This is a genomic window from Kineosporia sp. NBRC 101731 (assembly GCF_030269305.1).
Lineage (GTDB): Bacteria > Actinomycetota > Actinomycetes > Actinomycetales > Kineosporiaceae > Kineosporia.
On record NZ_BSTC01000011.1, the window covers coordinates 157,390 to 179,825 of the forward strand.

32 protein-coding genes and 1 pseudogene are annotated in these 22,436 nt (G+C 68.0%); 31 read left to right on the forward strand and 2 right to left on the reverse strand.

Features of this window, described 5'->3' with window-relative positions:
• Positions 1–120: 120 nt before the first annotated feature.
• The 20 genes from QSK05_RS26630 to QSK05_RS26725 all read left to right on the forward strand — a co-directional run bounded on the left by QSK05_RS26630 (position 121) and on the right by QSK05_RS26725 (position 11,242).
• Positions 121–324 (forward strand): helix-turn-helix domain-containing protein, encoded by a 204-nt coding sequence (locus tag QSK05_RS26630; protein WP_285600078.1) that lies wholly within the window; start codon positions 121–123, stop codon positions 322–324.
• The gene (locus QSK05_RS26635; RefSeq protein ID WP_285600079.1) at positions 321–467 is read left to right on the forward strand and encodes a hypothetical protein; all 147 of its coding nucleotides are present in this window, start codon (positions 321–323) and stop codon (positions 465–467) included. Before QSK05_RS26630 ends, QSK05_RS26635 begins: the two co-directional genes overlap by 4 nt.
• The gene (locus tag QSK05_RS26640) at positions 464–706 is read left to right on the forward strand and encodes a hypothetical protein (protein WP_285600080.1); all 243 of its coding nucleotides are present in this window, start codon (positions 464–466) and stop codon (positions 704–706) included. The genes QSK05_RS26635 and QSK05_RS26640 overlap by 4 nt, the downstream gene beginning before the upstream one ends.
• On the forward strand, positions 703–870 hold the full coding sequence (locus QSK05_RS26645) for a hypothetical protein (RefSeq protein ID WP_285600081.1): 168 nt from the start codon (positions 703–705) through the stop codon (positions 868–870). The genes QSK05_RS26640 and QSK05_RS26645 overlap by 4 nt, the downstream gene beginning before the upstream one ends.
• Positions 870–1,121 (forward strand): hypothetical protein, encoded by a 252-nt coding sequence (locus QSK05_RS26650; protein WP_285600082.1) that lies wholly within the window; start codon positions 870–872, stop codon positions 1,119–1,121. Before QSK05_RS26645 ends, QSK05_RS26650 begins: the two co-directional genes overlap by 1 nt.
• A gap of 79 nt (positions 1,122–1,200) precedes the next feature.
• Positions 1,201–1,704 (forward strand): DUF3307 domain-containing protein, encoded by a 504-nt coding sequence (locus tag QSK05_RS26655; RefSeq protein WP_285600083.1) that lies wholly within the window; start codon positions 1,201–1,203, stop codon positions 1,702–1,704.
• Positions 1,704–1,979 carry a hypothetical protein gene (locus tag QSK05_RS26660; RefSeq protein ID WP_285600084.1) on the forward strand — a complete coding sequence of 92 codons (276 nt, stop codon included), beginning with the start codon at positions 1,704–1,706 and terminating at the stop codon, positions 1,977–1,979. The genes QSK05_RS26655 and QSK05_RS26660 overlap by 1 nt, the downstream gene beginning before the upstream one ends.
• Positions 1,980–2,190: 211 nt before the next feature.
• On the forward strand, positions 2,191–2,409 hold the full coding sequence (locus tag QSK05_RS26665; protein ID WP_285600085.1) for a hypothetical protein: 219 nt from the start codon (positions 2,191–2,193) through the stop codon (positions 2,407–2,409).
• The gene (locus tag QSK05_RS26670; RefSeq protein ID WP_285600086.1) at positions 2,406–2,621 is read left to right on the forward strand and encodes a hypothetical protein; all 216 of its coding nucleotides are present in this window, start codon (positions 2,406–2,408) and stop codon (positions 2,619–2,621) included. The genes QSK05_RS26665 and QSK05_RS26670 overlap by 4 nt, the downstream gene beginning before the upstream one ends.
• Positions 2,618–2,938, forward strand: coding sequence for a hypothetical protein (locus tag QSK05_RS26675; protein WP_285600087.1), 321 nt, complete (start codon positions 2,618–2,620; stop codon positions 2,936–2,938). The genes QSK05_RS26670 and QSK05_RS26675 overlap by 4 nt, the downstream gene beginning before the upstream one ends.
• A 19-nt stretch (positions 2,939–2,957) precedes the next feature.
• Positions 2,958–3,413 carry a hypothetical protein gene (locus QSK05_RS26680; RefSeq protein WP_285600088.1) on the forward strand — a complete coding sequence of 152 codons (456 nt, stop codon included), beginning with the start codon at positions 2,958–2,960 and terminating at the stop codon, positions 3,411–3,413.
• A gap of 87 nt (positions 3,414–3,500) precedes the next feature.
• On the forward strand, positions 3,501–3,701 hold the full coding sequence (locus QSK05_RS26685) for a hypothetical protein (RefSeq protein ID WP_285600089.1): 201 nt from the start codon (positions 3,501–3,503) through the stop codon (positions 3,699–3,701).
• Complete coding sequence (locus QSK05_RS26690) at positions 3,698–5,767, forward strand: hypothetical protein (protein WP_285600090.1); 2,070 nt, start codon at positions 3,698–3,700, stop codon at positions 5,765–5,767. Before QSK05_RS26685 ends, QSK05_RS26690 begins: the two co-directional genes overlap by 4 nt.
• Positions 5,764–7,959 (forward strand): hypothetical protein, encoded by a 2,196-nt coding sequence (locus QSK05_RS26695; RefSeq protein WP_285600091.1) that lies wholly within the window; start codon positions 5,764–5,766, stop codon positions 7,957–7,959. Before QSK05_RS26690 ends, QSK05_RS26695 begins: the two co-directional genes overlap by 4 nt.
• Before the next feature lie 190 nt (positions 7,960–8,149).
• Positions 8,150–9,178, forward strand: coding sequence for a hypothetical protein (locus QSK05_RS26700; protein ID WP_285600092.1), 1,029 nt, complete (start codon positions 8,150–8,152; stop codon positions 9,176–9,178).
• Between the two features lie 4 nt (positions 9,179–9,182).
• Positions 9,183–10,034 carry a metal-dependent hydrolase gene (locus QSK05_RS26705; protein ID WP_285600093.1) on the forward strand — a complete coding sequence of 284 codons (852 nt, stop codon included), beginning with the start codon at positions 9,183–9,185 and terminating at the stop codon, positions 10,032–10,034.
• Positions 10,035–10,046: 12 nt separating this feature from the next.
• Positions 10,047–10,472 carry a hypothetical protein gene (locus QSK05_RS26710; RefSeq protein ID WP_285600094.1) on the forward strand — a complete coding sequence of 142 codons (426 nt, stop codon included), beginning with the start codon at positions 10,047–10,049 and terminating at the stop codon, positions 10,470–10,472.
• On the forward strand, positions 10,469–10,786 hold the full coding sequence (locus QSK05_RS26715) for a hypothetical protein (protein WP_285600095.1): 318 nt from the start codon (positions 10,469–10,471) through the stop codon (positions 10,784–10,786). The genes QSK05_RS26710 and QSK05_RS26715 overlap by 4 nt, the downstream gene beginning before the upstream one ends.
• Positions 10,783–11,046: a hypothetical protein gene (locus QSK05_RS26720; RefSeq protein WP_285600096.1), complete on the forward strand. Its 264-nt coding sequence runs from the start codon at positions 10,783–10,785 to the stop codon at positions 11,044–11,046. Before QSK05_RS26715 ends, QSK05_RS26720 begins: the two co-directional genes overlap by 4 nt.
• Positions 11,047–11,053: 7 nt before the next feature.
• Positions 11,054–11,242, forward strand: a complete 189-nt coding sequence (locus QSK05_RS26725; protein ID WP_285600097.1) for a hypothetical protein — start codon at positions 11,054–11,056, stop codon at positions 11,240–11,242.
• A gap of 333 nt (positions 11,243–11,575) precedes the next feature.
• Here the strand turns inward: QSK05_RS26725 and QSK05_RS26730 are convergent, their stop codons facing one another.
• Positions 11,576–11,782 (reverse strand): hypothetical protein, encoded by a 207-nt coding sequence (locus QSK05_RS26730; RefSeq protein ID WP_285600098.1) that lies wholly within the window; start codon positions 11,780–11,782, stop codon positions 11,576–11,578.
• A gap of 194 nt (positions 11,783–11,976) precedes the next feature.
• Here QSK05_RS26730 and QSK05_RS26735 point away from each other — a divergent pair, with 194 nt between their 5' ends.
• The 11 genes from QSK05_RS26735 to QSK05_RS36475 all read left to right on the forward strand — a co-directional run bounded on the left by QSK05_RS26735 (position 11,977) and on the right by QSK05_RS36475 (position 21,267).
• Entirely contained in the window at positions 11,977–12,321 is a 345-nt protein-coding gene (locus QSK05_RS26735) for a hypothetical protein (RefSeq protein WP_285600099.1), read from the forward strand.
• A gap of 102 nt (positions 12,322–12,423) precedes the next feature.
• On the forward strand, positions 12,424–13,059 hold the full coding sequence (locus tag QSK05_RS26740; RefSeq protein ID WP_285600100.1) for a hypothetical protein: 636 nt from the start codon (positions 12,424–12,426) through the stop codon (positions 13,057–13,059).
• A gap of 537 nt (positions 13,060–13,596) precedes the next feature.
• Positions 13,597–13,734 carry a hypothetical protein gene (locus tag QSK05_RS26745; protein WP_285600101.1) on the forward strand — a complete coding sequence of 46 codons (138 nt, stop codon included), beginning with the start codon at positions 13,597–13,599 and terminating at the stop codon, positions 13,732–13,734.
• Between the two features lie 73 nt (positions 13,735–13,807).
• Positions 13,808–14,023, forward strand: a complete 216-nt coding sequence (locus QSK05_RS26750) for a hypothetical protein (RefSeq protein ID WP_285600102.1) — start codon at positions 13,808–13,810, stop codon at positions 14,021–14,023.
• A gap of 1 nt (position 14,024) precedes the next feature.
• Complete coding sequence (locus QSK05_RS26755) at positions 14,025–14,324, forward strand: hypothetical protein (protein WP_285600103.1); 300 nt, start codon at positions 14,025–14,027, stop codon at positions 14,322–14,324.
• Between the two features lie 44 nt (positions 14,325–14,368).
• Positions 14,369–15,976 carry a phage terminase large subunit family protein gene (locus QSK05_RS26760; RefSeq protein WP_285600104.1) on the forward strand — a complete coding sequence of 536 codons (1,608 nt, stop codon included), beginning with the start codon at positions 14,369–14,371 and terminating at the stop codon, positions 15,974–15,976.
• A 60-nt stretch (positions 15,977–16,036) separates the two neighbouring features.
• Complete coding sequence (locus QSK05_RS26765; protein ID WP_285600105.1) at positions 16,037–16,870, forward strand: hypothetical protein; 834 nt, start codon at positions 16,037–16,039, stop codon at positions 16,868–16,870.
• 2 nt (positions 16,871–16,872) lie between these two features.
• The gene (locus QSK05_RS26770; RefSeq protein ID WP_285600106.1) at positions 16,873–18,012 is read left to right on the forward strand and encodes an SGNH/GDSL hydrolase family protein; all 1,140 of its coding nucleotides are present in this window, start codon (positions 16,873–16,875) and stop codon (positions 18,010–18,012) included.
• Between the two features lie 10 nt (positions 18,013–18,022).
• Entirely contained in the window at positions 18,023–19,264 is a 1,242-nt protein-coding gene (locus QSK05_RS26775; protein WP_285600107.1) for an SGNH/GDSL hydrolase family protein, read from the forward strand.
• 11 nt (positions 19,265–19,275) lie between these two features.
• Complete coding sequence (locus QSK05_RS26780; RefSeq protein ID WP_285600108.1) at positions 19,276–19,491, forward strand: hypothetical protein; 216 nt, start codon at positions 19,276–19,278, stop codon at positions 19,489–19,491.
• Between the two features lie 27 nt (positions 19,492–19,518).
• Complete coding sequence (locus QSK05_RS36475) at positions 19,519–21,267, forward strand: glycosyl hydrolase family 28-related protein (RefSeq protein ID WP_352302706.1); 1,749 nt, start codon at positions 19,519–19,521, stop codon at positions 21,265–21,267.
• 213 nt (positions 21,268–21,480) lie between these two features.
• On the opposite strand, the pseudogene QSK05_RS26790 reads toward QSK05_RS36475, so the two are convergent.
• Positions 21,481–22,419 (reverse strand): annotated as a pseudogene (locus tag QSK05_RS26790) (O-antigen ligase family protein); the annotation flags it as partial.
• Positions 22,420–22,436 lie beyond the last annotated feature (17 nt).

The following is a 22,436-nucleotide window of genomic DNA, read 5'->3' on the forward strand; positions in this document are numbered from 1 at the left end:
AGATCTTCCCCGTAAATCGTGCTCTCGTATTGACCGGTACTAACCGCAGCGCTAACTTCAATGTCACGCAGTGATCGCACTGCATGCACTGCAAGTGACGACACGAAGGGACGGCCGAACGTGACGGAAGACCTCTCCACCACGCAGGTCGCCAGGCAGCACGAGGTCCACCCGACCACCGTCCTGCGCTGGATCGCCTCCGGAGAGCTCGACGCCACCTGGGTCGGCCGCCGACTGCGCATCAAGCAAGCCGACGCGGACGCAATGCGCCGCCCGGTCACCCAGCAGCTCACCATCACCGGCTCCACGGGGGAGACGACATGACCCAGGACCAGCAGGCCACCCAGTACGAGTGGCAGGCCCGGCGCACCGCGCAGGCCGAACGCGAACGCCAGCGGCTCCGTGACATGCGGGAAGTCCGCGAGGCCGCGCACCAGGCCGCCGAAGCCGCAAGGGGGCAGCGATGAGCGACGAGACCCAGACCGCCACCTGGCTCATCGGGCAGGGCGAATACAGCGACATGCGCATCCACGGAACCTTCACCGGCACCCAGCACCAGGCCGCCGAACTCGTCGCCGACCTCGAACAGTCCCGCCGCCGCGTCGACTACGACGAGACCGTCACCCTCGTCGGGGACGCCTACTGGTACACCGAGACCACCGTCATCGCCAGCGCCGCAGACATTCTCGCGGTCAGCAAGTCGTGAACCTCAACGACCTGCACCCCCTCGCCATCGCCTGCGCTGAAATCCGCCACGAGGCCGAGGTCAGCGACACGACCGGCAGCCGCCAGGCGTGGGACGACGCCGTCAGCGTTCTCGGCCAAGACATCGCCGCCCGACAGGTCACGGCCGCAAGGGGATGGATCTGATGGCCACCTGGACCCCCACCCAGATCACCCCGTACGACGACGACACCGCAACGGAGTCCATCGGGATCGGGAACATCGCGATCTGGGGCGCCCGCATCAACGGCGCCGTCCGCGCCTACATCGGCAACGGGCACAGCACCACCAGGCACACGACAGCCGCCCTGCGTGACTTCGCCCGGCAGGCCCTCGCTCTCGCCGACGCCATCGACGCCGAAGCCGCCCGCAAGACCCTCACGGAGGCCGCCACGTGAACCCCTGGATCACACCCGGGAAGAACGTCCGCCCGGCACCACCACCGCCCCCGCCCGCACCGAAGAAAGGCTGGTTCCGATGAACGCCGCGATCGTCTTCCCCGTCATCCTCCTCAGCTGGTTCGTCGGGCATCACGTCGGCGACCACCTCATCCAGACCGACCGGCAGGCCCGCGAAAAGGGCGGTGCACACGGACACGGCGCGTGCCTGTCGCACGTCGCGACGCTCACCGTGACCAAGCTCGTGCTCCTCGCGGAAGCGTTCACTGCGCTCGACCTGTGGGGCACAACGACCACGTGGGCGCTCCTCGCCGGCGTCGCCCTCGACGCGGTCACCCACTACTGGGCCGACCGCCGCCACACCCTCGCGACATTCTCCGAGCTGACCGCGAAGGGGAACTTCTACCGCCTCGCCCCGCCGCTGGGTGGCGCGCACCTGATCGATCAGTCCTGGCACCTGGCCTGGCTGTTCGTCGCCGCGCTCATCGCCGCCACCGGCAGCTTCGCCCTCCTGGCCACCGCAGCAGCAGCTTTCGCCGCCATCGCCGCCACCGTCTACCTCTCCCAGAAGGAGACCGTCTGATGTTCGCCCGCAACCAGGCCACCGCCGGACGAGAAATGCGCGAAGGTCTCGCCGACATGCCGGAGCCGACGACGGTCACTGTCGAAATCAGCGTCACCCACACCGGCAGGTTCGGCGCACCGACCAACCGCGTCTCGAAGCAGGAACGTGACTACGTCGACGAGCACCCCGTCACCACGTACCGCCGACTGATCGCCGAGCACCTGCCCCGCATCGAACAGTCGCTCATCGCAATCCACGGTGACCCTGACGAGGTGCAGAAGGCAGCCGGCTGATGCTCATCACCCGCGAAACCGTCGCCCAGTACATGGGAAGGCGTGACGTCTCGTGGTGGCTGTGCAGGCGCTGCGGGATCGGTGACGCCACACCCCGCCAGTTCCGTTCCCTAGAAGTCGAGCGTGAGCAAGCCACCAGTCACGAAGTGTCGTGCCCGGGCCGCCTGCTGGCCACGTCGTCAACACACCCGAGTAACCCGGCGGTGCAGCCGTGAACAAGGCCTACGTCGGCGCCGCGCTCCTGGCCGCGATCCTCCTCGGCCGGCACATGCCCGCCCTGCCCGTGTGGGCGATCATCCCGCTCGGTGTTGTCGGTCTCGCCCTGGTCGTCTACATCGTCCGCATGGGTGTCCGGCAGGACCGCGACCGGGCAGAGCACTTCGGCTGGGACCAGGCGGCCGACGAGCAGCCCGAGGAAATCCCCGCGTGAAGCTCACCCTGGCTCTCTCCCTCTTCATCTGGGCCCAGTCGCTCATCGTCTGGTGGGCCATCACCAAGATCCGGCCCACAAAACCCCTCGACTACGCCAAGCCCGAACCACCCGAGCAGGACCCGCCCGACGAAGACGACGACCCAGAACCCGAACCCGCCGAACCCGGACCCGACTACGGCACCCAAGCAGATTGGACCCTCGCCCGATGAACGCCACCATCGCCGCCATCGGCGCAGGGATCGCCGTGACCGCCGGAATCCTCGCGGCCACAACAGTGAGCGAACCCGCCGCCGCGGCCCAAATCATTCAGCCCGCCCAGGCCGCAGCCCCGAACCCGGGCCTTCCCACCACGGTCAAGCCGTGCGTCACGGGCTCGCCCTACCAGGACTGCGTCACCCGCGCCGAAGCCCGACGGCAGGTCGAAGCCGCCGGATACACGTGGGCCCAGTTCCTCTCGATCAGCACCGACCGGCCCGAGTACGAACAGATCTTCGTCGACCTCACCCTCGACGGCCTCGCCGACTGACCCACCCGAAAGGCACACCGTGAGAATCGCAAACAAGGCCGCCGCGCTGGCCCTCACCGCAGGATCCGTCCTGACCGCAGCGCCCGCCCACGCCGAAACCACCCAGCACCTCTCCCTGTCCTGCACCAGCGGCGGGACCACCGTCCGCGTTGCCTTCGACTACATGACAAACGGCTACACGGTCCGCTACTGGAACGCCGCCTGGACCACCACCCCGGAAACCAAGCTCGACCGAATCGACCTCTCCCAGAACCCCTGGGCCGGCAACAGCTCCTACCAGACGTGGTGGGCCAAGGGCGGCAAGCCCTCCACCCACGACGACGTCAAAGCATCCGGTAGCAAGACCGGATTCATCACCAGCGTTCAGGCCGGCCACGACGTCCCCGACATCCGCGTCCGCCTGCGCGTGTGGGGCGGCAAAGGCAAGACGACCGGGTCCTGCCGCACCTCCAGGCCGCTGCAGTTCACCTCCTGAGCGCCCCCTGAACGCCGTGCCGTCTCTCACCCGCCGAGCGGCGGCACGGCCCTCACCCTCCAAGCCCTCTGACCGAAAGGACATCCCGTGATCACCCCCGGTGCGGTCGTACTGCTGGCAGTCACTGGCTGGATGCTCTACACCGGCCGGCGCGTCGTCGCGGGCCTCCTCCTCGGCGTCTTCCTCGGCTCCACCGAAGCCGGCGCCGCACTCATGGAAACCGTCAACACCGTCTCCTCCAGCCTCGCCGACGCCATCGCGAGCATCTACGACTCGATCGTCAAGTGACGACCGCCGAAGCGGAAACCACCGCACCCGACTGGGGCACGCCCGAACCCGCGGGCATGCAGCCCGTCCCGCAGACCGAAGATGACGACGGGGTCCTCGACGACATCGAGGAAATGGTCGCCGACGTCAAGCGCCTCATCATCGCCGGGCCCGTCGCCGCGATCACCGCCCTCGACGCGACCGCGATCACGGGTAGCGCGTCCTGGCTCGCCGCCGGGCCCGCTGGTCTCGCGATCGCCGGCGGCACCACCGCAGCAACGGCAGCCGTCGGGTACGCGGCACACCGCGCACACCAGAAAGAGAAGGCAGCCAAGGAAGGCAAGCCCGACCCGAAAGCCGTCACCAGCGCACTCAAGCAGGCCGAGAAGGCACGGACGCAGGCCGAGAAAGCTCGCGCCAAGACCGCCCGCCAGACCGCCCGCAACCGCGCCACCGGTCTCGGCAACAAGGCTGGCTGGCACGCGACCACCGGCCGCGGCGCACTGTCCGGCCTGTCGATGCCGTCCCGTGGCGCCCGCAAGGGCCCCGCTGGTTTCTCCCTGCCGAAAGCTGGCGGCGGAAGCCGGGGGAGTGCCGGGACCAGTCGCACCGGAGCAGCAGCGGCAGGCAAGGGCGCGATGCGGGGCAGCAAGCCGTCCTCGCCGCTGTCCCGTGGCGCCGGTATCGGTGCTGGGAAAACTGGGCCCGGCAAGCCCGGCGCCGGGATCGCGGGCAATGGTGTCGGTGCCAAGACCGGTTCCCGGTCGGCTGGTCTCGGGATGCCGACGGCGAAGGGCTCGCCCAAGTCAGGTGGGGGCGGATCGTCGAGCCGTGGCGGTAGCCGCAGCGGCGGATCGGGTCTCCTGTCTCGCCCGGGATCCTCCGGCGGTGGGCTCTTCGGTCGCAAGGCAGGAGCCTCCGGGTCCGGTCGAGGTGCCGCTGGCAAGGGGCTCTTCGGCGGCGGATCGACGGCCGGCCGATCGGGTGCTGGCGGCAGCAAGGGCGGCGGTCACGCCAAGGGCGCCGGCGGGTTCGGCACGAAGGCTCGCGGTGGGGGAGCGCACCGCACTGCCCGTGGACCTCTGGGCCGCCTCCGGAACGCAGTCACCGGGCGGAAGAACGCCAGCGGCAGCAAGACCGGCACCAGCGCAGCCCGAGGCAAGACGGGCGCGAACACTCCAGCGAAGTCTTCTCGTCTCGGCCGCGCGGTTAGTCGGGTCGCCGGACCCAAGAACGCCGCCCGGCTGGGAAAGGCCGTCGGGGGAGCGAAGCGGGTAGCTGGTGCAGCCAAGCGCGGCTACCAGACCGGCCGGGCCGCCATCCGCGGCGCAGCATCAGCCCGCGGCAAGAGCCCCATGCAGATCGCTCGCGCAGCAGGTGCCGCCATCGCCCGCCAGCAGGCCAAGCACGGCCAGAAGACGGGCAAGAAGATCGGCCGGATCGGGAAGTTCAGGCGCCGCGTCACCCGGACCGCCCTCGCACTCGGCCTCGCTGGGAGCGTCGCCGCCTGGCGGGGCATGCGCACCAGCGGTGCCTGGATGAAGTGGCTCGCGTTCGCGGCCGTCCTGCGCGCTTTCGGCAAGGAGATCCCCGACAACCCCCGCGTCGCCCGCGACAAGAAAGAAGCCAAAAAGCGCCGCCAGCAGGAAGAGCTCGACAACCCGCCCGTCCGCGACACCGTCAACCAGGGCCCCGGCCCTGCCCTGAACGAAACCGAAAGGAGCACCGCCGCGATGAGCGCATTCGCACTCCAGCTCAAGGCGAAGGCCGACGAAATGGTCTCCCTCGCCTCCAGCTACACCCCCGAAGGCATGGTCCAGTGGGGCGAAGACATGGCCGGCCTCGAGGAAGTCCTGGCCTCTGTCGCCTCCGTCATCCAGGTCCTCCAGCAGGGCACCGACCAGCTCCCCATCGACCCGGCCGTCCGCAACGCCATCGAGCCCGTCATCTCGTGCCAGATGTCCACCGCGTCGACCGCCGGTGAGATCAGGAACGTGTTCGAGATCGTCCACGCCGCCGAGCTCGAGCGCCTGCGGAACCCGCGGCCGAACGAGGCCATGTGGGACACGGTGAACAACCAGGCATGAGTACCGCGACCGAGACCCGCACCCCGGGCGCGGCCACCGTGCCGCGCCCGGCCAAGGGCAAGAAGGAAGAAGCGCCGGCGCCCAAGCGGGTCGAGGTCGACTGGACCACGTGGCGGCACGGCCCGATCGCCGCCCCGGTCAACGCAGGCGGTGCGCTGGCCGCAGCTGCTCTCATCGGGCGAATCACCGAAGTGGCTCCCGCGTGCGGGATTGGCGTCGGTCTGGCCGCCGCGGTCGGCGTGACCGTCCGTGCCGCGATGCGCGACATCAGCCCCGCCGGTCTCGCCGCACGCGCCACCTGCTGGACCGCCGCCGGTGGCTGGCTCACCTGGGCCCTGGCCGGCGCACCCTGGCCGACCGCCGTCGGCACGCTCATCGCCGGGACCATCGGCGCGGCCCTCGCAGCGCCCGAGTTCGCCGACCACGAGACCCGGGTGAAGGCCCGCGAGAAGCAGGCCCAGGACGAGGCCGTCATCACCGAGGCCAAGATCGCTGCGAACAAGGCCCTCGCTGATTTCGGCGCCGAGTGGGATGCCCGCATCGCCCGCGTCTGCAAGGTCCAGGGACTCAAGATCGTCGGCGTTCAGCACTGGCCGTCCGGTGTCGGATACGACCTCGAGGCGCGCCTGCCGTCCGGTGGCGTGACCCGCCAGCAGCTCGACCAGTACCTGCCCGGCCTCGCGACCGACGTGCCCCTACCCAACGGGTGCGGCATCGAGATCGAACCCGGCAAGGACCGCGGTCACATCATTTTCAAGGTCTCGACGGTCGACACGACTGCCGAAGCGATCCCGTTCCCCGACGACTACTCACCCATCAGCCTCAACGACCTCCTCGCGGTCGGCATGCACAAGGGCGGCGCCCTCGCCCTCATCGACCTCCTCAACAGCAGGGCGTTCATCGCCGGCCAGATCGGGTCCGGGAAAACGAACCTGCTGCAGGTCATCAACGCGATGATCGCCCGCTGCACGGACGCGCTGAACTGGCACATCGACCTCAACGGTTCCGGCATGAGTTCGCCGTGGCTCCTGCCGTGGCTCGACGGCGAAATGGACACACCCCCCATCGACTGGGTCGCGCCCACCGTCGACGAAGCCGTCCGCATGATCCACGCGGCCATCCGCATCGCGAAAGCCCGCAAGCAGGCCTACAAGCGGCTCATGCGCAAGCTCAACGTCGACAAGCTCACCATCAGCCCGGAGATCCCCGGCATCGTCATCACCCTCGACGAAGGCGCCGAAGCGACCGCAGCGAACCGCGGCGACAACCGCCTCGCGACCGGCCTCGAATCGCTCATCACGATCAGCCGCGCCGCGCGCCTCGCGATCGTCCTGTCCAGCGTCCGCGGCACCAGCGACCTCGTGCCCGCAGCGATCCAGGCCCAGGCCGGAACGAAGATCGCCATGCGTCCCTCCGACGCAGCCGAAGCCGCGTACGTCCTCGGCTGGGACTGCCAGAAGCTCATCGACGAAGCAGCCACCCCCGGGTCCGGTCTCATCCGGCAGCCCGGCGCCCCCATGCGATCCCTCGTCGCCTACCGGCTGGAGCCGGACCAGATCGAGGCCATCTCCAAAGCCACCATCGCCCGCCGACCCACCCTCGACGCTCCCTCCGCCCAAGCGGCCGGGGACGACTACACCAACCGCTGGGCCCGCTTCGGCGCCTGGCTCCAAACCCAAGGAGAAGAAGCACCGATGCCACCCACACCCCGCACCCCGAACGACCCCGCCCCGAGCCAGCCGACCAAGCTGCCCGAGCTCGACGACAAGTACAAGGGCCCGGGTGGCATGGCCCGTGCCCAGCAGGACATGAACGACGCCCTCGAGAAGGCGAAGGAACGGGCCCGCGAAGTCCAGGCCGAACGCGACCGCGCCGCCAACGAGCCGCAGATCGAGAACAGGCCCGCCGCCGGCGTGGACCCCACGTTCGAAGAGATCATCGCCAAGTCCTGGACCGCGAACGAGCCCGAACTCGAGCAGCCAGCTCCGCCCAGCAGCGACCGCAGCGAACACATCCGCCGCATCCTCAAGCGGGCCGGCGCCGAGGGCATGCACTGGAAGGCGATCGTCGCCGACCTCGGGAAGGTCGGCATCACCACATCGAAGGCGACCGTGTACCGCGACTTCGATGCCATGGACGACGTGATGCGCGTCCGTGACGGCGTCTACGCGATCAAGCCGGACCCTGCCTGACAGTCGCTGACACCGCCAGGCGTCTCACACTGTCACAGTCAGCGCCACCGGGGGGTGGCATCCACTGTCACCGCACAGCCACCCCCCTCTGACCTGCTGAGACGCTGAGACGAGACGCCCATGAGACATACCTGAGACAGCAATGAGACGCCTCATGAGACGAGGCCTGAGACGACAGAGACCACACCCCATGACGACGACACCAATCAACGGCGGATGGATGCTCCCGCCCGGCGAAACCACACCCCTCCGGGCCCCCACACCGTCCTCCGACAAGACCTGGCGCCGCGTCATCTGGGTCGCCGCGATCTCATCCATCGTCGTCATCCTCATCTGCATGGCCGTGTGCTTCGCCGCCGCCTACCGCTTCACGTACACCGCCGGATTCGACACCGTCTGGATCGACACCGGCGCCCGGCAGGTCCGGCCCGCGCACCTCGTTCCCCTCACCCTCGACCTGACCGTCCTGGTCGCCTACCTCGCCCGCCTCGCCCTGACCGGCCGGCCATCTGCCGCCTACGCGACCCTCGTCCTCGTCATCTGCTCCGCCGTCACCATCGCCGTCCAGGTCACCGACGGCTGGATCACCGGAACCGACGCCGACATGGCTGGCGCCGAACTCTGGGCCCGTGTCCTCATCCACGGCTGGCCTGCCGCCCTCATGGCCATCACCGCACACCTCCTCATGCTGATGCTTCACGCCCTGGGCTACCTCGTGCCGCCCGCGTACGCCACCACCCAGCGGCTCCCGCTGCTGACCCGCGCCGGGCGGTCCCTCGCCCAGCTCGCGGCGGACATCCGCGGCGTCATCCGAGCCGCCAAGCGAGGCGACATGGACCGCGACATCCGCGAGGACACGCGACCGGACGCGCCGGCAGAGAACCATCCGGACGCCCAGCCGGACACCCTCCCGGACACCGCAGCAGACACGACCGAGGCCACCCGGCCAGACACCGCACCCGACACCGCACCCGACACGCAACCGGACGCCGAAGAAGACACAGACGCTGCCACCGAGGCAGACACGGGGCCGGACATCGGCCCGGACAAACTGCAGGTCATCCCCAAGATTGCTGCCCGGCTCAGCCTCAAGGAACGCCGCATCGTCGACGCGTGGATCACCGGCGACATCACCCAGGCCGAGGCCGCCCGGAAGGTCGGCAAGACGCCCCGCACGATCAGTCGCTGGGTCGAGCGCGCACCAGCGAAGTCGGCGTGACCCGATGCTCACCAAGTCACACGCGCCGAGCGGCACCCTCGCCGGCCAACTGGCGGCCCTCACCCTGGCGCCCCTGGATCCTCGCCCGTCCGTCGTCCTCGCCCTCGTGGCCGGGGCGACGGCGGGCGCGCTCCTCCCGGACACCGACCACCACTCGTCCAGCCCGGCCCGCATGTGGGGTCCGGTCACCCAGGTCCCGTGCGCGTGGATTGGCCGGGCCGCGGGCGGGCACCGGGAATGGACGCACGACGTGTCCCGGGGTGCACCGATCGGGTTCGCCGGGGCCTTCCTGCTCTGTCTCGTCGCGCCCCTCCTCGCCGGGGCAGCCGGGGCGTGGCACTGGCTCGACGTCCTGTCCGACGGCCTCGGCGCCGTAGCGATAGCCCTCGTCACCGGGCTGGCATTGATCGGTGTCGACGCATGGTGCGCGTGCATGCAAGACGTTCGCCCGCCCAGGTGGCTGTGCCGCCTGCTCCGAGTCCGGTACTCATCGTTCCGTTGGCCCCGCATCGACGCCGGCACCAACGCCGCGCTGTCCTGGCTCACCGCCCTCGCCGTCGTCGGCACCTACCCCGGCGGGCTCCCGGTCACGGTCATCGCAGCGATCGTCGGGGGAGTCCTCATCGGAGTTCCCGCCGGGATCGCCGGAGACGCATGCACCCTGTCCGGCGTCCCGTGGCGTGGCCAGGACCGGCACCTGCTCCCGTACGGGTGGCGCATCCGCACCGGGTCCGACGTGGAGACCAAGGTCCGTGTGCCCATTCTCATCGCCGTCACGCTGCTCGCGTGGGTGCTCATCGGGCACCCCGGAACCGAACTACTCACTCAACTCCCAGACGCTCAAGCGTCCCGCTGAAAGGATCACGCCATGCGCACCGTCTACGAACTCTGGACGCAGCCCACCGGCCGCGGCTACACGCTCACCAGCGAACACCCGACCGAGGCCGAGGCCCTCGCTGCCGCCGGGCTCCCCGCGGACGCCCCGCTGTCCCGCGTCGAGAACCGAGCCATCCCGCAGCCCACCGCCGAGCAGGCAGCGGCTAGCAGCTACGTCCCCGCCGACCTGTTCATTGCCGCCGAGCGTCGCCCGGACACCGATACAGACCGCGTTGAACTCGCCCTCGAACTCCTCTACGAATTCGGCCAGACCGATGGCGACCACCACCAGAAATGGATCAACGACCAGCTCGTCCGGATGCTCACCGGCGACGACTACGAGGGCTGGGTCGAGGACTACCAGGCTGGCGAGGACGGACCCGAGACGTACTCGTGGGACGAAGGGATCGCGCCGTGACCCGCTGGGAGACATTCGAGGACTGCGGCGAGATGCCCGGCGGCTGGTGGGCGGAGTTCCTGCCTGCTCTCCGCGCCCACGGCATTGAGCCTGAGACGGTCGGTGAAGACGCCGTACAACTCCCGTGGCCCGACCTCGACGAAGGCGAAGAGATGTGGGCCGGGTGGGGAATCGACCCCGACAAGATGTGGCTCGTCCGTCACCCCGGCACTTGGGCCAAGAGCCGCGACGGACAGATCGTCCAGGAAGAACCAGTCGACCGCGCCGACCCAGAGCAAGCCGCCGGGTGCATCGCCGAATGGATGCCCAAGTGACAGACGAGACCCGCATCGGCGACCTCACCGCGACACCCGGCCCGGACGGCTGGACCGCCACCCGCGCCGGCCGAGACCTACCCGGCGTCTACGACAGCGTCGAGACCGCGATCGCCGCCACCCACCTCACCCCTCAGGCCCTCCTGCAGGCCGCGGTCGAAGCGACCGATGAAGGCCGCCCCATCGCCATCGAGGACATCGAGGTCGCCCGCATGGTCGACCAGGCCCCACCCCTGAACCTCGACGACGCCACGGAATGATGGCCGCATGAGCGACACCGAAGCCACCGAAGCCCTCGGCCCCATGTGCAAGAACTGCGGACACCGCGGCGGGAAACACCGCCCCGCACACCCCATCGTCGACAAGGAAGCCTGCCCCGGCGCCAAGTACGACCCCGCAGACGTCGCCATCTACCAGGCAGCCAACCCCGACGACAGCACAGAATTCCCCACCTGAGCCTGGGCGCTGCACCCGCCGCACAATCCAGCCCGTCCCGGAGCGCCGCCCGGCACCATGACTTGGTGATCGAGGAAGGCCTTCACTGGCTCCCAACCCCTCCACCGCACGCCGGGTTGATCGGCCTCGCCCTCATGGCCGCCGCACCAGCCCTGTGGGGCATCGACCAGCTGGTGCAGCGATTCCGGGGACGAGCGCGCTGACCTGGCGCTACCGTGACGGCTCCTGAGCGTTCGAGGTTGCCCCCTCCGAACTGTTCGGACAGCACCACCTCGGCCCCGGCCTCACGACCATCTCACCCCACGTGACCGCCGGGGCCGAAGGATGTGGCCGTCAGCCGGTCCACTTCGGCACGCCGAGCACACGCTCCAGTGCGGCCAGGGCCAGCTCCAGCGTGACGCCCTCGCCGGCTGCCCAACGGTGATCCGCGCCCCGGGGCAGCACCGGCAGCTGAGCCACCCACGTCGTGCCGTCGAACAGGATCTCCAGCTGCTCGCCCTCGGCCGCGTAGGCCAAGAGCGCGACGAACCGCTCGTTCATCAAGTCGACGTACCGCCGCGTGGGCCGGTGTTCGCGGGAGGCTATACGTTCACCGTTCACCAGCCCCCGGAACACCGCCCGACGCTTCACCCAGTCGGCGGAACCGCCACGCCGAACCAGCTCGCTACCGTGGCCAGCGGGTCGCACCACACCTGGCCGTCCGGCGCCGGCCAGGCACTCGCACCAGGAGCACCATGCCCGCCGTTCCCCGGATTCTCCGCGCTGTCCCCGGCCCCGAGATCATCGCGCTCGACGATCCCTTCCCGGTCATCGCGATCCTCCACTGGCAGAGCCTGCGCACATGCCAGCCCGCACACGCATGGGCCCTCGCACACTCCGACCACCCCACTCGAGGACGAGCAGTACTCACCCACTGGGCCACCCACAACGGCACCCACACCGACTGGATCCGCCGCGCGGACATCGTCCAACCCGGGGGCACGATCGTCGCCACACGCCGCATGGAATGGGAAGACCCACCACGGCTCGACCCCGTCACGCTCCCGGCCCCGCCCAAACCCGCGGCATGCACTCCATAGGCAACGCCTCTCGAAGCAGAGGATGCGGCTATCAACGGCGTACGCTGCACGGATGGCCTTCACTCCCTCATGCCATGACACCAGCCCCGGAAATGGCACGCCGTGACAGAACCCAACTACTGCGGCGGCAGGAAACGTGACGGTTCTGGTGAGACCTGTCGGCGGCCCGCTGGCTGGGGCACCGATCACGTCGGTATTGGATCTTGTAAGTTGCACGGCGGGTCAATGCCGAACCACAAGGTCGCCGCCCGCAAGGAGAAGGCCCGCCGCGCCGTCCTCGAGTTCGGCCTGGAGCTCGACATCTCGCCGGCTGAGGCGCTCCTGCAAGAGGTCCGGCGTTCCGCTGGTGTCGTTGCTTGGCTGGGTGAGCAGATTCACCAGGTCGTCGGCGAGGATCCTGCGTCGCTGATCTGGGGCACGAAGTCGGAGACCAGGCAGACGGGCCGTACCGCCGAGGGGCCGGTCGATACGACGACGACCGCCGAGGCCGCGGCGGTGAACCTGTGGTGGGAACTCTGGTCGAAGGAACGCGCCCACCTGATCAAGGCTGCTGCTGCCGCGCACGCTGCCGGTGTTGCCGAGCATCAGATTCGGATCGCCGAACAATTCGGGGAACGCATGGGCCAGCTCATGATGCGGTCCCACGAGGACGCTGGGCTCAACCTGGGGGAGAGCGAGATGCGCCGGCTCATGCAGGCTGTCGCCGCGAACCTGCACATCCTGGAAGGGGCGGCGTGACGTTCGACGAACTCGTGCGGTCGATGACTGTGGACGGGGTTACTGCTGTCCCGGCTGCGGACGGCCAGGTTCAGGGTGACCCGATCGCTGACCTCACGGCGTGGGCGGAGAAGCTGCGTCGGGCCCGGCAGGTGCTCGTGTGTGAGCCGCACCGTGAGGCTGCCGTTCGTGAGGCGGTCGCTGCCTTGCCGTGGGCTGCGTTGTGCGACGTCCGGTCGTCGGATCTGTGTCCGCAGGGTCAGGTTCTGGTGCTACCTGAGGCGGAGCCCGTGACGTACGTGCCTGCTCTGAACTGGCGGTGGGCGCCGTGACTGTTCGAGAAAGTCGGTCCTATCAAACGGGCTACAGCAGCTCTCACCTGAAAGATGTACCCGACTTCCCGGACTGCCGCGCCCAGGTCCACGCCGCTATGGCCTCGACCCCCACCGTCTCCGGCGTTCGCCTCCTCGCTCAGCGCAGCGAGTACCCGCTCGTCATCCCGAACCGCCACGCACGCGACATGATCCGGCGCGGCCTCGCCAACCCTGAGGACTTCACGTGATCGACTGTCCCAACCGTTTCTGGACCAACGACACCGAGTCCGGGGCCGTCGACAGGTACGTCTACTGCGCCCTCGCTGGAGGTCACGAGGGACCGCACGAGGGGGCGCTCAAGTGGGAGACCGAGGATGACTGACCCCGCTGGCCTCTGGCCTGCCCCCGGTCGCGACGATGCCCGGAAGCTCGAGGACGAGCCCGACACTGGTGTCTTGAGCGACCCGATGAAGGCGGCCTCGTGGTGGACCGTGGAAATCCCGGACGGCGCATCCAAGGTGCATGTCACGCTGAAGTTCGGTTGGGGAGATGGCGACCTCAGTTTTCTGGCCTCGGCGAGCCATGCGACTCGCCTAGGCGAGAAGCTCATCGCCGCAGGGAAGGCTCTTGAACAACGCGTGGAAGAAGCGATGCAGGACCGGGAGAACTGACATGGATCTCCGCTGCCCCCGCTGTGGTGCCGCCGTCGAAGCCGAGATCGTCGACACCACCAGCTACGCCGTCGAGATCACCTGCACCAGCAAGAGGGCGTGCGGAGCCGAATGGGATGCAGACGGGTTCGAGAAGCAGCCCGAACCCGAACCGGAGCCGTGCGAACACGAGTGGCTGTCGCTGGGCCCGGAAAGCAAGTATCTACGGTGCGTCCACTGCGGAACCGTCAACCAGGACCGGGGCGACGGCACACCCGTGCACGTGTTCCGGCCCGGGCAAGGGTGGTTCGAGCGCACGTAGGATGATTCCGGGGTTGGGGCCGATTCGTCGTCCCCGGAGCTCGCATGCCCTACAACGCCGACGCGTTCATGGCCGGCTTCGAACGGGGCATGCGCGGGAAGGACTGGCGGCAGCGGCCGTATCCGGGCCCGCTCGACCTCCTGATGAACCTCGACAAGACGTACGTCGAGACGCCCGGCCTGCGGCTGTTGTCTGATGAGCTGGTCGCTGCAACAGTCGAGCGTGAGACCACGATCAACCCCGCCTACTTGGCGATCTCCATGGGGCCCCAGGAAGGCAAAAGCTCGCTTGTAGCAAGGGCTTACCCGCTGTGGTTGCTGATGCGGGACCCGGACCTGCGGCTCATGGTCATCTCCTACGACGATCAGTCGTCCGTGCGGTGGGGCCGGTCCATGAAGCAGGCGCTGTCCGCACACTCCGGGGCGCACCCGCTGAACGGCATGAACGTCAACCTGTCCCTGCGTCACGGGTCCGAGGCCGTCAACAACCTTGAGATCGACGGGTACAAGGGCGGCCTCGTGTGCGTCTCTCTCAAGGGGGGTATCACCGGCAAGCCCGCCGACGTGATCATCCTCGACGACGTCGTGAAGGACCGACAGACGGCCCGATCGAAAGCGTTCAAAGAGCTCTGGAAAGACCAGTGGCAGACCGCGATCACGTCGCGACTGTCCGCCGAGTCCCTCGTCGTCATGGACCACACCCGCTGGACCGAGGACGACCCGATCGGCCAGCAACTCACCGAGAACGGCGACCGGTGGCGGTACGTCAACGTGCCCGCGATCGTCGAGTCCCGGCCCGTCGGGCCCGGCGAGACACCGGTCCCCGTCAGCGACCCTCTCGGTCGGCAGGAAGGCGAATGGCTGATCTCTGCCCGTGGCCGGACCCCGGAGCAGTGGCGCCGCAAACGAGCCGACGTCGGCGAGGCAGACTTCTGGGCGCTCTACCAAGGGTCGCCGTACCCGGCGTCCGGTGGCCTGTTCAAGAAGAACACGTTCCGGTTCTGGAAGGCGACCGGCGACCCGTGGCACATCGAGATGCCCGGCCGGTCCGCGCCGGAAGTCGACCTCGGCAACTGCATGCGGTTCATGACCGTTGACCTCGCCGCGAGCTTGCGCACGTCCGCTGACTGGACCGTCGCTGCCGTGTGGGCGATCGCGATGTCCGGCGAGCTCCTCATGCTCGACCTACGCCGCGAGCAGGTCGACCCGACCGACCACTGGGACAAGGTCGTCGCGCCGCTCTACTCGTACTGGCAGTGCCCGATCTACGTCGAAGCGACCCAGCACGGGTACGACCTCGTGTACACGGCCGCCCGCGAAGGCGCCCTCATCGAGAAGCTCGAAGCGGACACCGACAAGTTCACGCGTGCCGTCCCCGCGAGCCGCCGCATGGGCCAGGGACAGATCCTGTTCCCGCCCGCCGCACACTGGTTCGCCGACTTCCAACAGGAAGTTCTCGGCTTCCCGACCGCCTCACACGACGACCAGGTCGACGTCCTCGCCTACGCCCACCGCGTGCGCGGCGCGATCTGGGTCCCACAGCCGGACGCCACGCAGTCGCAAGCCATACGGGAAGCCGCCCTCCCACCGACCGCGGCCCCGGATCCGGCGTTCGGTTGGCCGGCCGCCGACATCGGGTCTGCGCCGCTGTGACCCGGCGTCATCCTCTAAGCTGTAGGCGGGGTTGGGGTCGACTGGTACCCGGAGTCACCCTTGGCACGAAATGTGTTCTCCCCGACGGACGACTCTTACGTCCGTGACTTCCTCGGCCGCCCCGTCGCCGGTGTCCCCGTCAAGGTGTTCACCGCCCGGACAGGCGGCACCCAGATCACCGACCTCGTCGCGGTCGACGACGCAGGGAACCTCGGCGCCGCGATCCCCAGCGGGATCCTCGTCAGCGACCGTGACGGCCTCATCCCCGCGTTCGCCGGCCCCGATGGTGGCCCGGTCGCTGTGTGGGTCAACACCGGCCAGGGAGGCGTCCGCAACCTGTTGCGCGCCGACTCGACCGGAGGCGGTGGGGGAGGCGGCACCCAGTTCACCAGCGTCCTCGGTAAGAGCTCAGGGACCGTGACCGGCGCCGACATCGTCGCCGATACCACCGTTAGTGGCACGTATGCCCAGAGGTGGCAGCCCGCAACGGCCTACACGGCGAACCAGATCGTGCAGCTCCCGGACGGAAGCTACGGCTCGGCGAAGGCCAACCACACGTCGCCCGGCTCGTTCGCCGCATCGGCCTGGAACAGCATCAACCTCGCCGCCGGGTCGGATGCCTGGCTGAAGCAGCACGGCTCGAACATCGACGGGCTGATCGTCGGCGCGATCACCCGTGACAGCAACAACGCTGCGACCGGCGCCGGCATCGTGTGGCCCGACGGCACGACCGGCACGTACGCGGCGACCACGGTGTCGAGCGCGTTCGTGGGCGCTGTGGACGCCTACACGGTGACGTACGCCGGGGCCGTTACCAAGACCGTGACCCAGCCCGCGGTCGCCCGCAACGCCAACGGGGCCGTCACCAACCGGCCCGCGATGACGGTGAGCTGACCATGGGAATCCTTGACGCGCCGGGCGTGACCCGGACAGACCTGGCCAGCTACACCCCGACGACGAAGGCCGGAGTATCGAGCCTGGAGACCCAGCGCGCTGGGGCCTTGCGCCCGTTCCATGCGGCCCTGGGGGGCCGGAACTCCGGCAGGGTCGACTGGCTCGCCATCGGTGACTCGATCTCCGAGGGGGCATCGGCCGGGGCATCGTCGGCCCGGTACCTGACCCGCACCTGGAACAGCCTGCGGACAGCGTTCCCCGCGACCGGCGTAGTCGGCGGCGAGGGTTTCGTCCCGGCCCGAAAGGGCAATGCTGCCGCGGGGAACAACGCCGTGGAGACGTGGTCGGTCACGGCCGGTACGGTCACGAACGATGACTCCATCGGCTGGGGCGGCCGGTCCGTTTCCTTCGGGACCGGCGTCACGCTGAGCCGCACGGTCGTCGGCACGTCCCTCGACCTGTGGTTCACCGGCAACCCATCCTCCGGGACCGTCGCAGTCTCGGTCGATGGGGGCGCCGCCACCACGATCGTGACAGCCATAACGCCCGTGCAGGAGCGAACTCCATCACGGGTCAGCCTCGGTGCGGCCGGGACCCACACGGTGACGATCTCGCACTCCGCGGGCGGCACCGTCTACTTCGGTGGATCCACGGGCTACAACGGAGACGAGTCCGCGGGCCTGGTTCTCACCGAAGCGGCCCACTGGGGCTGGAACACAACTACTTACAGCGCAGCCATCGGCTACTTCGGGCAGCGAGTGGCTCGGCTTCAGCCGTCCCTGGTGACCATCGCGCTGCTGACCAACGACGTGATCGCCAACCAGCCGAGCGTCTACAAGACCAACCTCTCGACGCTGATCTCGACGATCCGCACCAACTGCACGATCAGCCCGAGCATCGTGCTCACGTCGATGTTCGAGCGCACGGACACCGCGCCTCTGTCCCCGTGGGCGAATTACCTTGCCGCGCTGGGGGAACTCGAGGCGTCGGACCCGCTGATCTCGTGGTTCGACTGGGGCGTCCGGATGGGCCCGGCGACCCCGAACACGTACGGCCTGATCAGCGCCGACAACGTCCACCCGACCGCGAAGGGGCACGGGATGATGGCTGATTCCCTGACCCGCTTCCTGATGCCCCGGTGACGGTGATCTGATGGGACTCCTCGATCCTCCCGCGCTGAGCCCGACTGCGGCAGCGAACCAGTACCCGCTGTCCAAGCTCGGCGTATTCGTGCCGGTCGGCTGGGGCCAGCACTGGCGCACCGCACGGGCAGCCGGGGCCGCGGGCACCAAGCTCGCCAAGGTCGCTGTCTACGGCGACTCGATCGGACACGTCTTCCCCAGCAATTTGGAAGACAAGACGTACCCCGGCCGGATTCAGACCGCGCTGCAAGCCAAGTATGGCGACGGCGGCGGCGGGTTCTTCAGTGCCGGCTACACGCAAGGCCAGTTGAGCTTCAGCAACGCCGCATGGCTGGCCGATGCCGACAAGCTCGCCACGATCACAGGGACCTGGTCGGCTGGCCCCGCGTCCGGACCCGGCCAGCGCATGATTCAGAGCTCGGCCGACGGGTCGACCTGGACCAAGCGGGTACGGGGAACAACCGTCGGCGTGTGGGTGGCCGTCGTGACCTCCGGTGCGGCGGGCGTCTTCTCGGCGACAGTCGACGGTGGCGCTGCCATCCCCATCACCTCCCTTGCTGCCTACGACGGTTTCAACAAGGTCACCCTCGCCACTGGCCTGACGAACACGTGGCACACCATCGTCGTTACCAAGACGGGCACCACAAACGCCTACCTCAACGGGGCCTGGGGCGAGAACAGCACTGGTGTCATCGTCGAGAACTACTCCGCGTACGGTGCGCTGAGCACCAACGTGGGTGGCGGAAACTTCGGCAATGTCAACGATCTCGGTCGCCCGGTCCCGCTCTCGGGCGGCAAGTACAACTCCAGCGACCTGTTCATCTACGCGATGTGCGCCAACGACGCCAACGGCGGAGCAACGACGCCCGACGCCTACGTACAGAACGTCGAAACAGCCCTGCGGTACGTGCGGATCAGTCAGCCAGCGAACAACCCAAGCTGGAACATCGACCGCAACGGCAAGACCGACATCATCCTTTTCCAGCCATTCGCAGGAAACTTCGACAGCCAACTCCCTCGTCTGGCACCTCAGTACACGCAGCGCATGTTCGGCTTGGCCCACCAGTACGGCGCTGCGATAGTGACGGCGGCCCCGCTCTGGCAGAACTCATGGTCGGTCGCCCAAGCCGCTGGCGTGTGGTCGACCGTCCTCGGCTCTACCCCGGGTGGCTCCGGGACTGACTCCGTCCACATCTCTGATATCGGAGCGCAGGCGTACGCCGACCAGCTGCTCCAGGTCATCGACTCCTGAGGAGAACCACCATGGCTAAGACGACGCCGCAGGAAGATGATGCCCGGCGGATGGCGGTGCTCGGCTGGACGGCGCACCTCACCGCACTGCCGCTCGCTCCCGCCGTGGACGACCCGGCCGGGTACGTGCGTGGCCTGCTCCCGCCGGATGCCCCGTCGTGGCTGGTCGAGGGCGTCACCGACGGTGTGCGCATGTACCTGCCCGCCGTCGCCCCGGACGGCTCCTGACCCATGGGAGTCCTTGAGCCGCCGTCGATGCCGCTGGTCACGACCGGCATCGCGGCATGGGCGCCCGGCGTCAGCCTCGAGCAGGGACAGGTGCTGCGCGGCCCTGACGGGGACCTCATCCGCCGCACGGCCGCAGGCGGAGCGGCAGCAGGGTTCTGGGGCAGCGCCGAGCAGGTCAAGTACGCGCGCATCCAGCGCGGCAGCTTCACGGTGAACGTGAAACACCACGGCGCCGCAGGTGACGGCTCGACGGACGACAGTGCGGCGTTCGCTCGGGCCATGGGTGCCCTGCTGGGGACCGTCAACGTGTCGGCGTTCCCGACCAGTGGCAGCCAGGTCAGCAAGTTCTGCCTGGAGATCCCGCCGGGCGAGTACTTGATCACGCAGCCAGGCGCGCTTCTGAACGCCGCCAGCGGGGCCCGGTTCACCGGCCTGGCGATTCGTGGTGCGGGTCAGGACGTCACCAGGATTCGCTTCGCCCCCACCGACCCAGGTCCTACCGGTTCCGCGTACCTCGCCGTGAACAACGACAAGGCATCCATCCTCCAGATCGAGGGCATCACCTTCTCATGCTCAGTCGCTAACGCTTCGTTCATGCAGTCAATCTCGAACGGCATCAGCAACTACTCGTTCCGCGATTGCCGGTGGGAAGGTTCCTGGCGTTGGGGTTTCAGGCTCACGGGCACCAACACGAACAGCGAGTTCACGTGGTCGAAGTGCATGGTCTCTGGATCGTGGACGTCCTTCCTGTCCATTCCGTCCGAGGCCGAGGGCGGGAATGATCAGTTCCTGAACTATGACTTCTTCACGTGCTCTGTGTTCCTGACTGCCGGTGACTTCGTCGACCTGCAAATGGGCGGGAACGTCAACATCTGGGGTGGCTCCTACACCTTTGGCGGCGACGGAAGTACCGTGCAGCGCCTGCTGTCCCTGCGCGGCAACGTCCACGGCTCCGGCGTCTGTCGTGCTCTGGTCGCCGGCGCCCGACTCGAGATCAAACATGCTCTCTCGCAGGCCGTGTACAGCGAATGGAACGGCGGATCGATCCTCTTCACCAGCGTCGACATGGCGGCCCTCGCACCCTACGTGCCTGCTTCGACAGTGACGGCCGAGTTCCGTCACTCCGCCGGCCCAGGGCCGAACATCGCGTGGCAGTCCTGCAGCCTCATGGGGCAGCACAAGTACGCGGTCAGTAACTCCGGTGGCGCCTATCCACGGGTCGCCACCTACAGAAACTGCGACATGTACCAGCACGCCCACGGCGCCGACATGATCGTCTACGACGAGGCCGGCACCATCACCTCCCGTGGCGCCTACCCGCAGATCACCTTCGACGGATGCCGGACCATGCAGCCGAACGGCAACCAGTACGCCGTCGACTGCACACTCAACTGGGACGCGGCGAGCAACGCGACCAGCGGACGCGAACGGATCCTGCAGCTTTCCGACTCCTACGGCCCGCCTACCGCCGGCGGATCCTGGACGGTTCAGCTTCCGCTGGGCGCCGTCATCAGCAAGGTCGTGTTCGACCGGCCATCCAGCGGAGGCGGCTACGCAGGCACGTCGTGGTCTTACGTGATTACAGACGGCGCATCGACGAGCGTCGCCACCTACTCGCCAGGATCACCGTGGAACGCGGGTTTCCACTCCGAGATTGCCGCCTGGCGGAAGCTCGACACCAGCGCGAAGCGCACCCTGACCCTCACGGCGACCGGGATCACCGCCAACGAACCCACCGCCAACCTCGCCAGGGTGCTCGTCTACTACATCACCTGAACCACCCCCAGTGGCCACGAGCTGATAAGCGGCGATCAGGGCGACGGGCACATAGAGATACCTGTCCGTGAGCTGGTTTTCAATGATGCCGACTCCGAGCCAGATGATTGTGCTGCTCAAGAGGACGGATATGTGAGGCCTCTCGGGTCCGCGAAGGCGCCAAGCGACGCGCAACATGCCGCCGAAGTAGGCGGCGCACCCAAGCCCCAGGATGATTCCGCCCGAGGAAAGCATCTGTAGATAGATGCTGTGCGATGAGGTGATGTAGTCGATTCCTATTCCGTCAATCGGCCTCGTTTGAATATCGAGAATGGCCTGGTCCCGGTATTCGAGTCTCCCGACGTCGCTCGCCTCTCCGGCTGCGCCGAAACGCATCAGGGGAAGCCAGAGAGCCTTGATCGGCGGCAGATCCATGACGATGACGATCAGGACGAGTAGCGACGAGAGGCGCAGGAGGGTTCGGCGATCGCGGGCGGCCAGCAGCACGGACAGCAGGATCGCGACGACGTAACCAACCTGCGAGCCCCTTGAGCCCGAGGCCACAACACCGATGCCGAGGGCCGCCAGCAGGAAGGAACCTGCAAAGCGCGATCTGCCCAGCAGGTAGAGGGCAACCGGCGTAGCTAAGGCACATCCGACGCCCATGTTGTTAGCGTGTGACTGTAGGCCATTCTGGCGGCCTGACGTGTTTACGAACTCGACGAAGTTCACGCCAATCTGAGTTACCCCGAGCATGTCCGAACCTGCGATAAGCGCGGAGATTGCAGCCCCCAGCGCCCAGGCCCACATGAGGTACCCGAGGTATCGCTCACGTCGGCGCCCGAGGAATATCACCAGCATGGGGAGCATGAAGAAGGCAGCCAGCCACTGGAGGCCGGTGATGACTTGCGTGGCGTTCGCCTGTGGAGGGCCACCGCGCGAGAAGATGTAGCTGGGGTCTGTGGGAAGCCAGACATGAGTGGACATGCTGGTGATGACCGCGACGGTACCGACCCATACCCATCGAGGAACGCTAAGAGGCGTCCGCGTGCTGATGGTTTCGATACCAAGCATGAGAGCGGCTAGCGTCAGGAACACGTCGCAGAGCATCAGGGGGCCGGCCCGCAGGCCTCCCCACGTGCTGGTGAGAGCAAAGGCCAGCATTGGCAGCATGGCGAAATCGGTGAGGG

What these genes read in the sequence shown, in the direction of transcription:
- QSK05_RS26705 (WP_285600093.1), top strand. Translation starts at nt 9,183, where the DNA reads ATGCTCACCAAGTCACACGCGCCGAGCGGCACCCTCGCCGGCCAACTG.
- QSK05_RS26735 (WP_285600099.1), top strand. Translation starts at nt 11,977, where the DNA reads ATGCCCGCCGTTCCCCGGATTCTCCGCGCTGTCCCCGGCCCCGAGATC.
- QSK05_RS26650 (WP_285600082.1), top strand. Translation starts at nt 870, where the DNA reads ATGGCCACCTGGACCCCCACCCAGATCACCCCGTACGACGACGACACC.
- QSK05_RS26780 (WP_285600108.1), top strand. Translation starts at nt 19,276, where the DNA reads ATGGCTAAGACGACGCCGCAGGAAGATGATGCCCGGCGGATGGCGGTG.
- QSK05_RS26700 (WP_285600092.1), top strand. Translation starts at nt 8,150, where the DNA reads ATGACGACGACACCAATCAACGGCGGATGGATGCTCCCGCCCGGCGAA.
- QSK05_RS26775 (WP_285600107.1), top strand. Translation starts at nt 18,023, where the DNA reads ATGGGACTCCTCGATCCTCCCGCGCTGAGCCCGACTGCGGCAGCGAAC.
- QSK05_RS26695 (WP_285600091.1), top strand. Translation starts at nt 5,764, where the DNA reads ATGAGTACCGCGACCGAGACCCGCACCCCGGGCGCGGCCACCGTGCCG.
- QSK05_RS26655 (WP_285600083.1), top strand. Translation starts at nt 1,201, where the DNA reads ATGAACGCCGCGATCGTCTTCCCCGTCATCCTCCTCAGCTGGTTCGTC.
- QSK05_RS26725 (WP_285600097.1), top strand. Translation starts at nt 11,054, where the DNA reads ATGAGCGACACCGAAGCCACCGAAGCCCTCGGCCCCATGTGCAAGAAC.
- QSK05_RS26675 (WP_285600087.1), top strand. Translation starts at nt 2,618, where the DNA reads ATGAACGCCACCATCGCCGCCATCGGCGCAGGGATCGCCGTGACCGCC.
- QSK05_RS26755 (WP_285600103.1), top strand. Translation starts at nt 14,025, where the DNA reads ATGGATCTCCGCTGCCCCCGCTGTGGTGCCGCCGTCGAAGCCGAGATC.
- QSK05_RS36475 (WP_352302706.1), top strand. Translation starts at nt 19,519, where the DNA reads ATGCCGCTGGTCACGACCGGCATCGCGGCATGGGCGCCCGGCGTCAGC.
- QSK05_RS26660 (WP_285600084.1), top strand. Translation starts at nt 1,704, where the DNA reads ATGTTCGCCCGCAACCAGGCCACCGCCGGACGAGAAATGCGCGAAGGT.
- QSK05_RS26770 (WP_285600106.1), top strand. Translation starts at nt 16,873, where the DNA reads ATGGGAATCCTTGACGCGCCGGGCGTGACCCGGACAGACCTGGCCAGC.
- QSK05_RS26730 (WP_285600098.1), bottom strand. Translation starts at nt 11,782, where the DNA reads ATGAACGAGCGGTTCGTCGCGCTCTTGGCCTACGCGGCCGAGGGCGAG.
- QSK05_RS26640 (WP_285600080.1), top strand. Translation starts at nt 464, where the DNA reads ATGAGCGACGAGACCCAGACCGCCACCTGGCTCATCGGGCAGGGCGAA.
- QSK05_RS26760 (WP_285600104.1), top strand. Translation starts at nt 14,369, where the DNA reads ATGCCCTACAACGCCGACGCGTTCATGGCCGGCTTCGAACGGGGCATG.
- QSK05_RS26635 (WP_285600079.1), top strand. Translation starts at nt 321, where the DNA reads ATGACCCAGGACCAGCAGGCCACCCAGTACGAGTGGCAGGCCCGGCGC.
- QSK05_RS26710 (WP_285600094.1), top strand. Translation starts at nt 10,047, where the DNA reads ATGCGCACCGTCTACGAACTCTGGACGCAGCCCACCGGCCGCGGCTAC.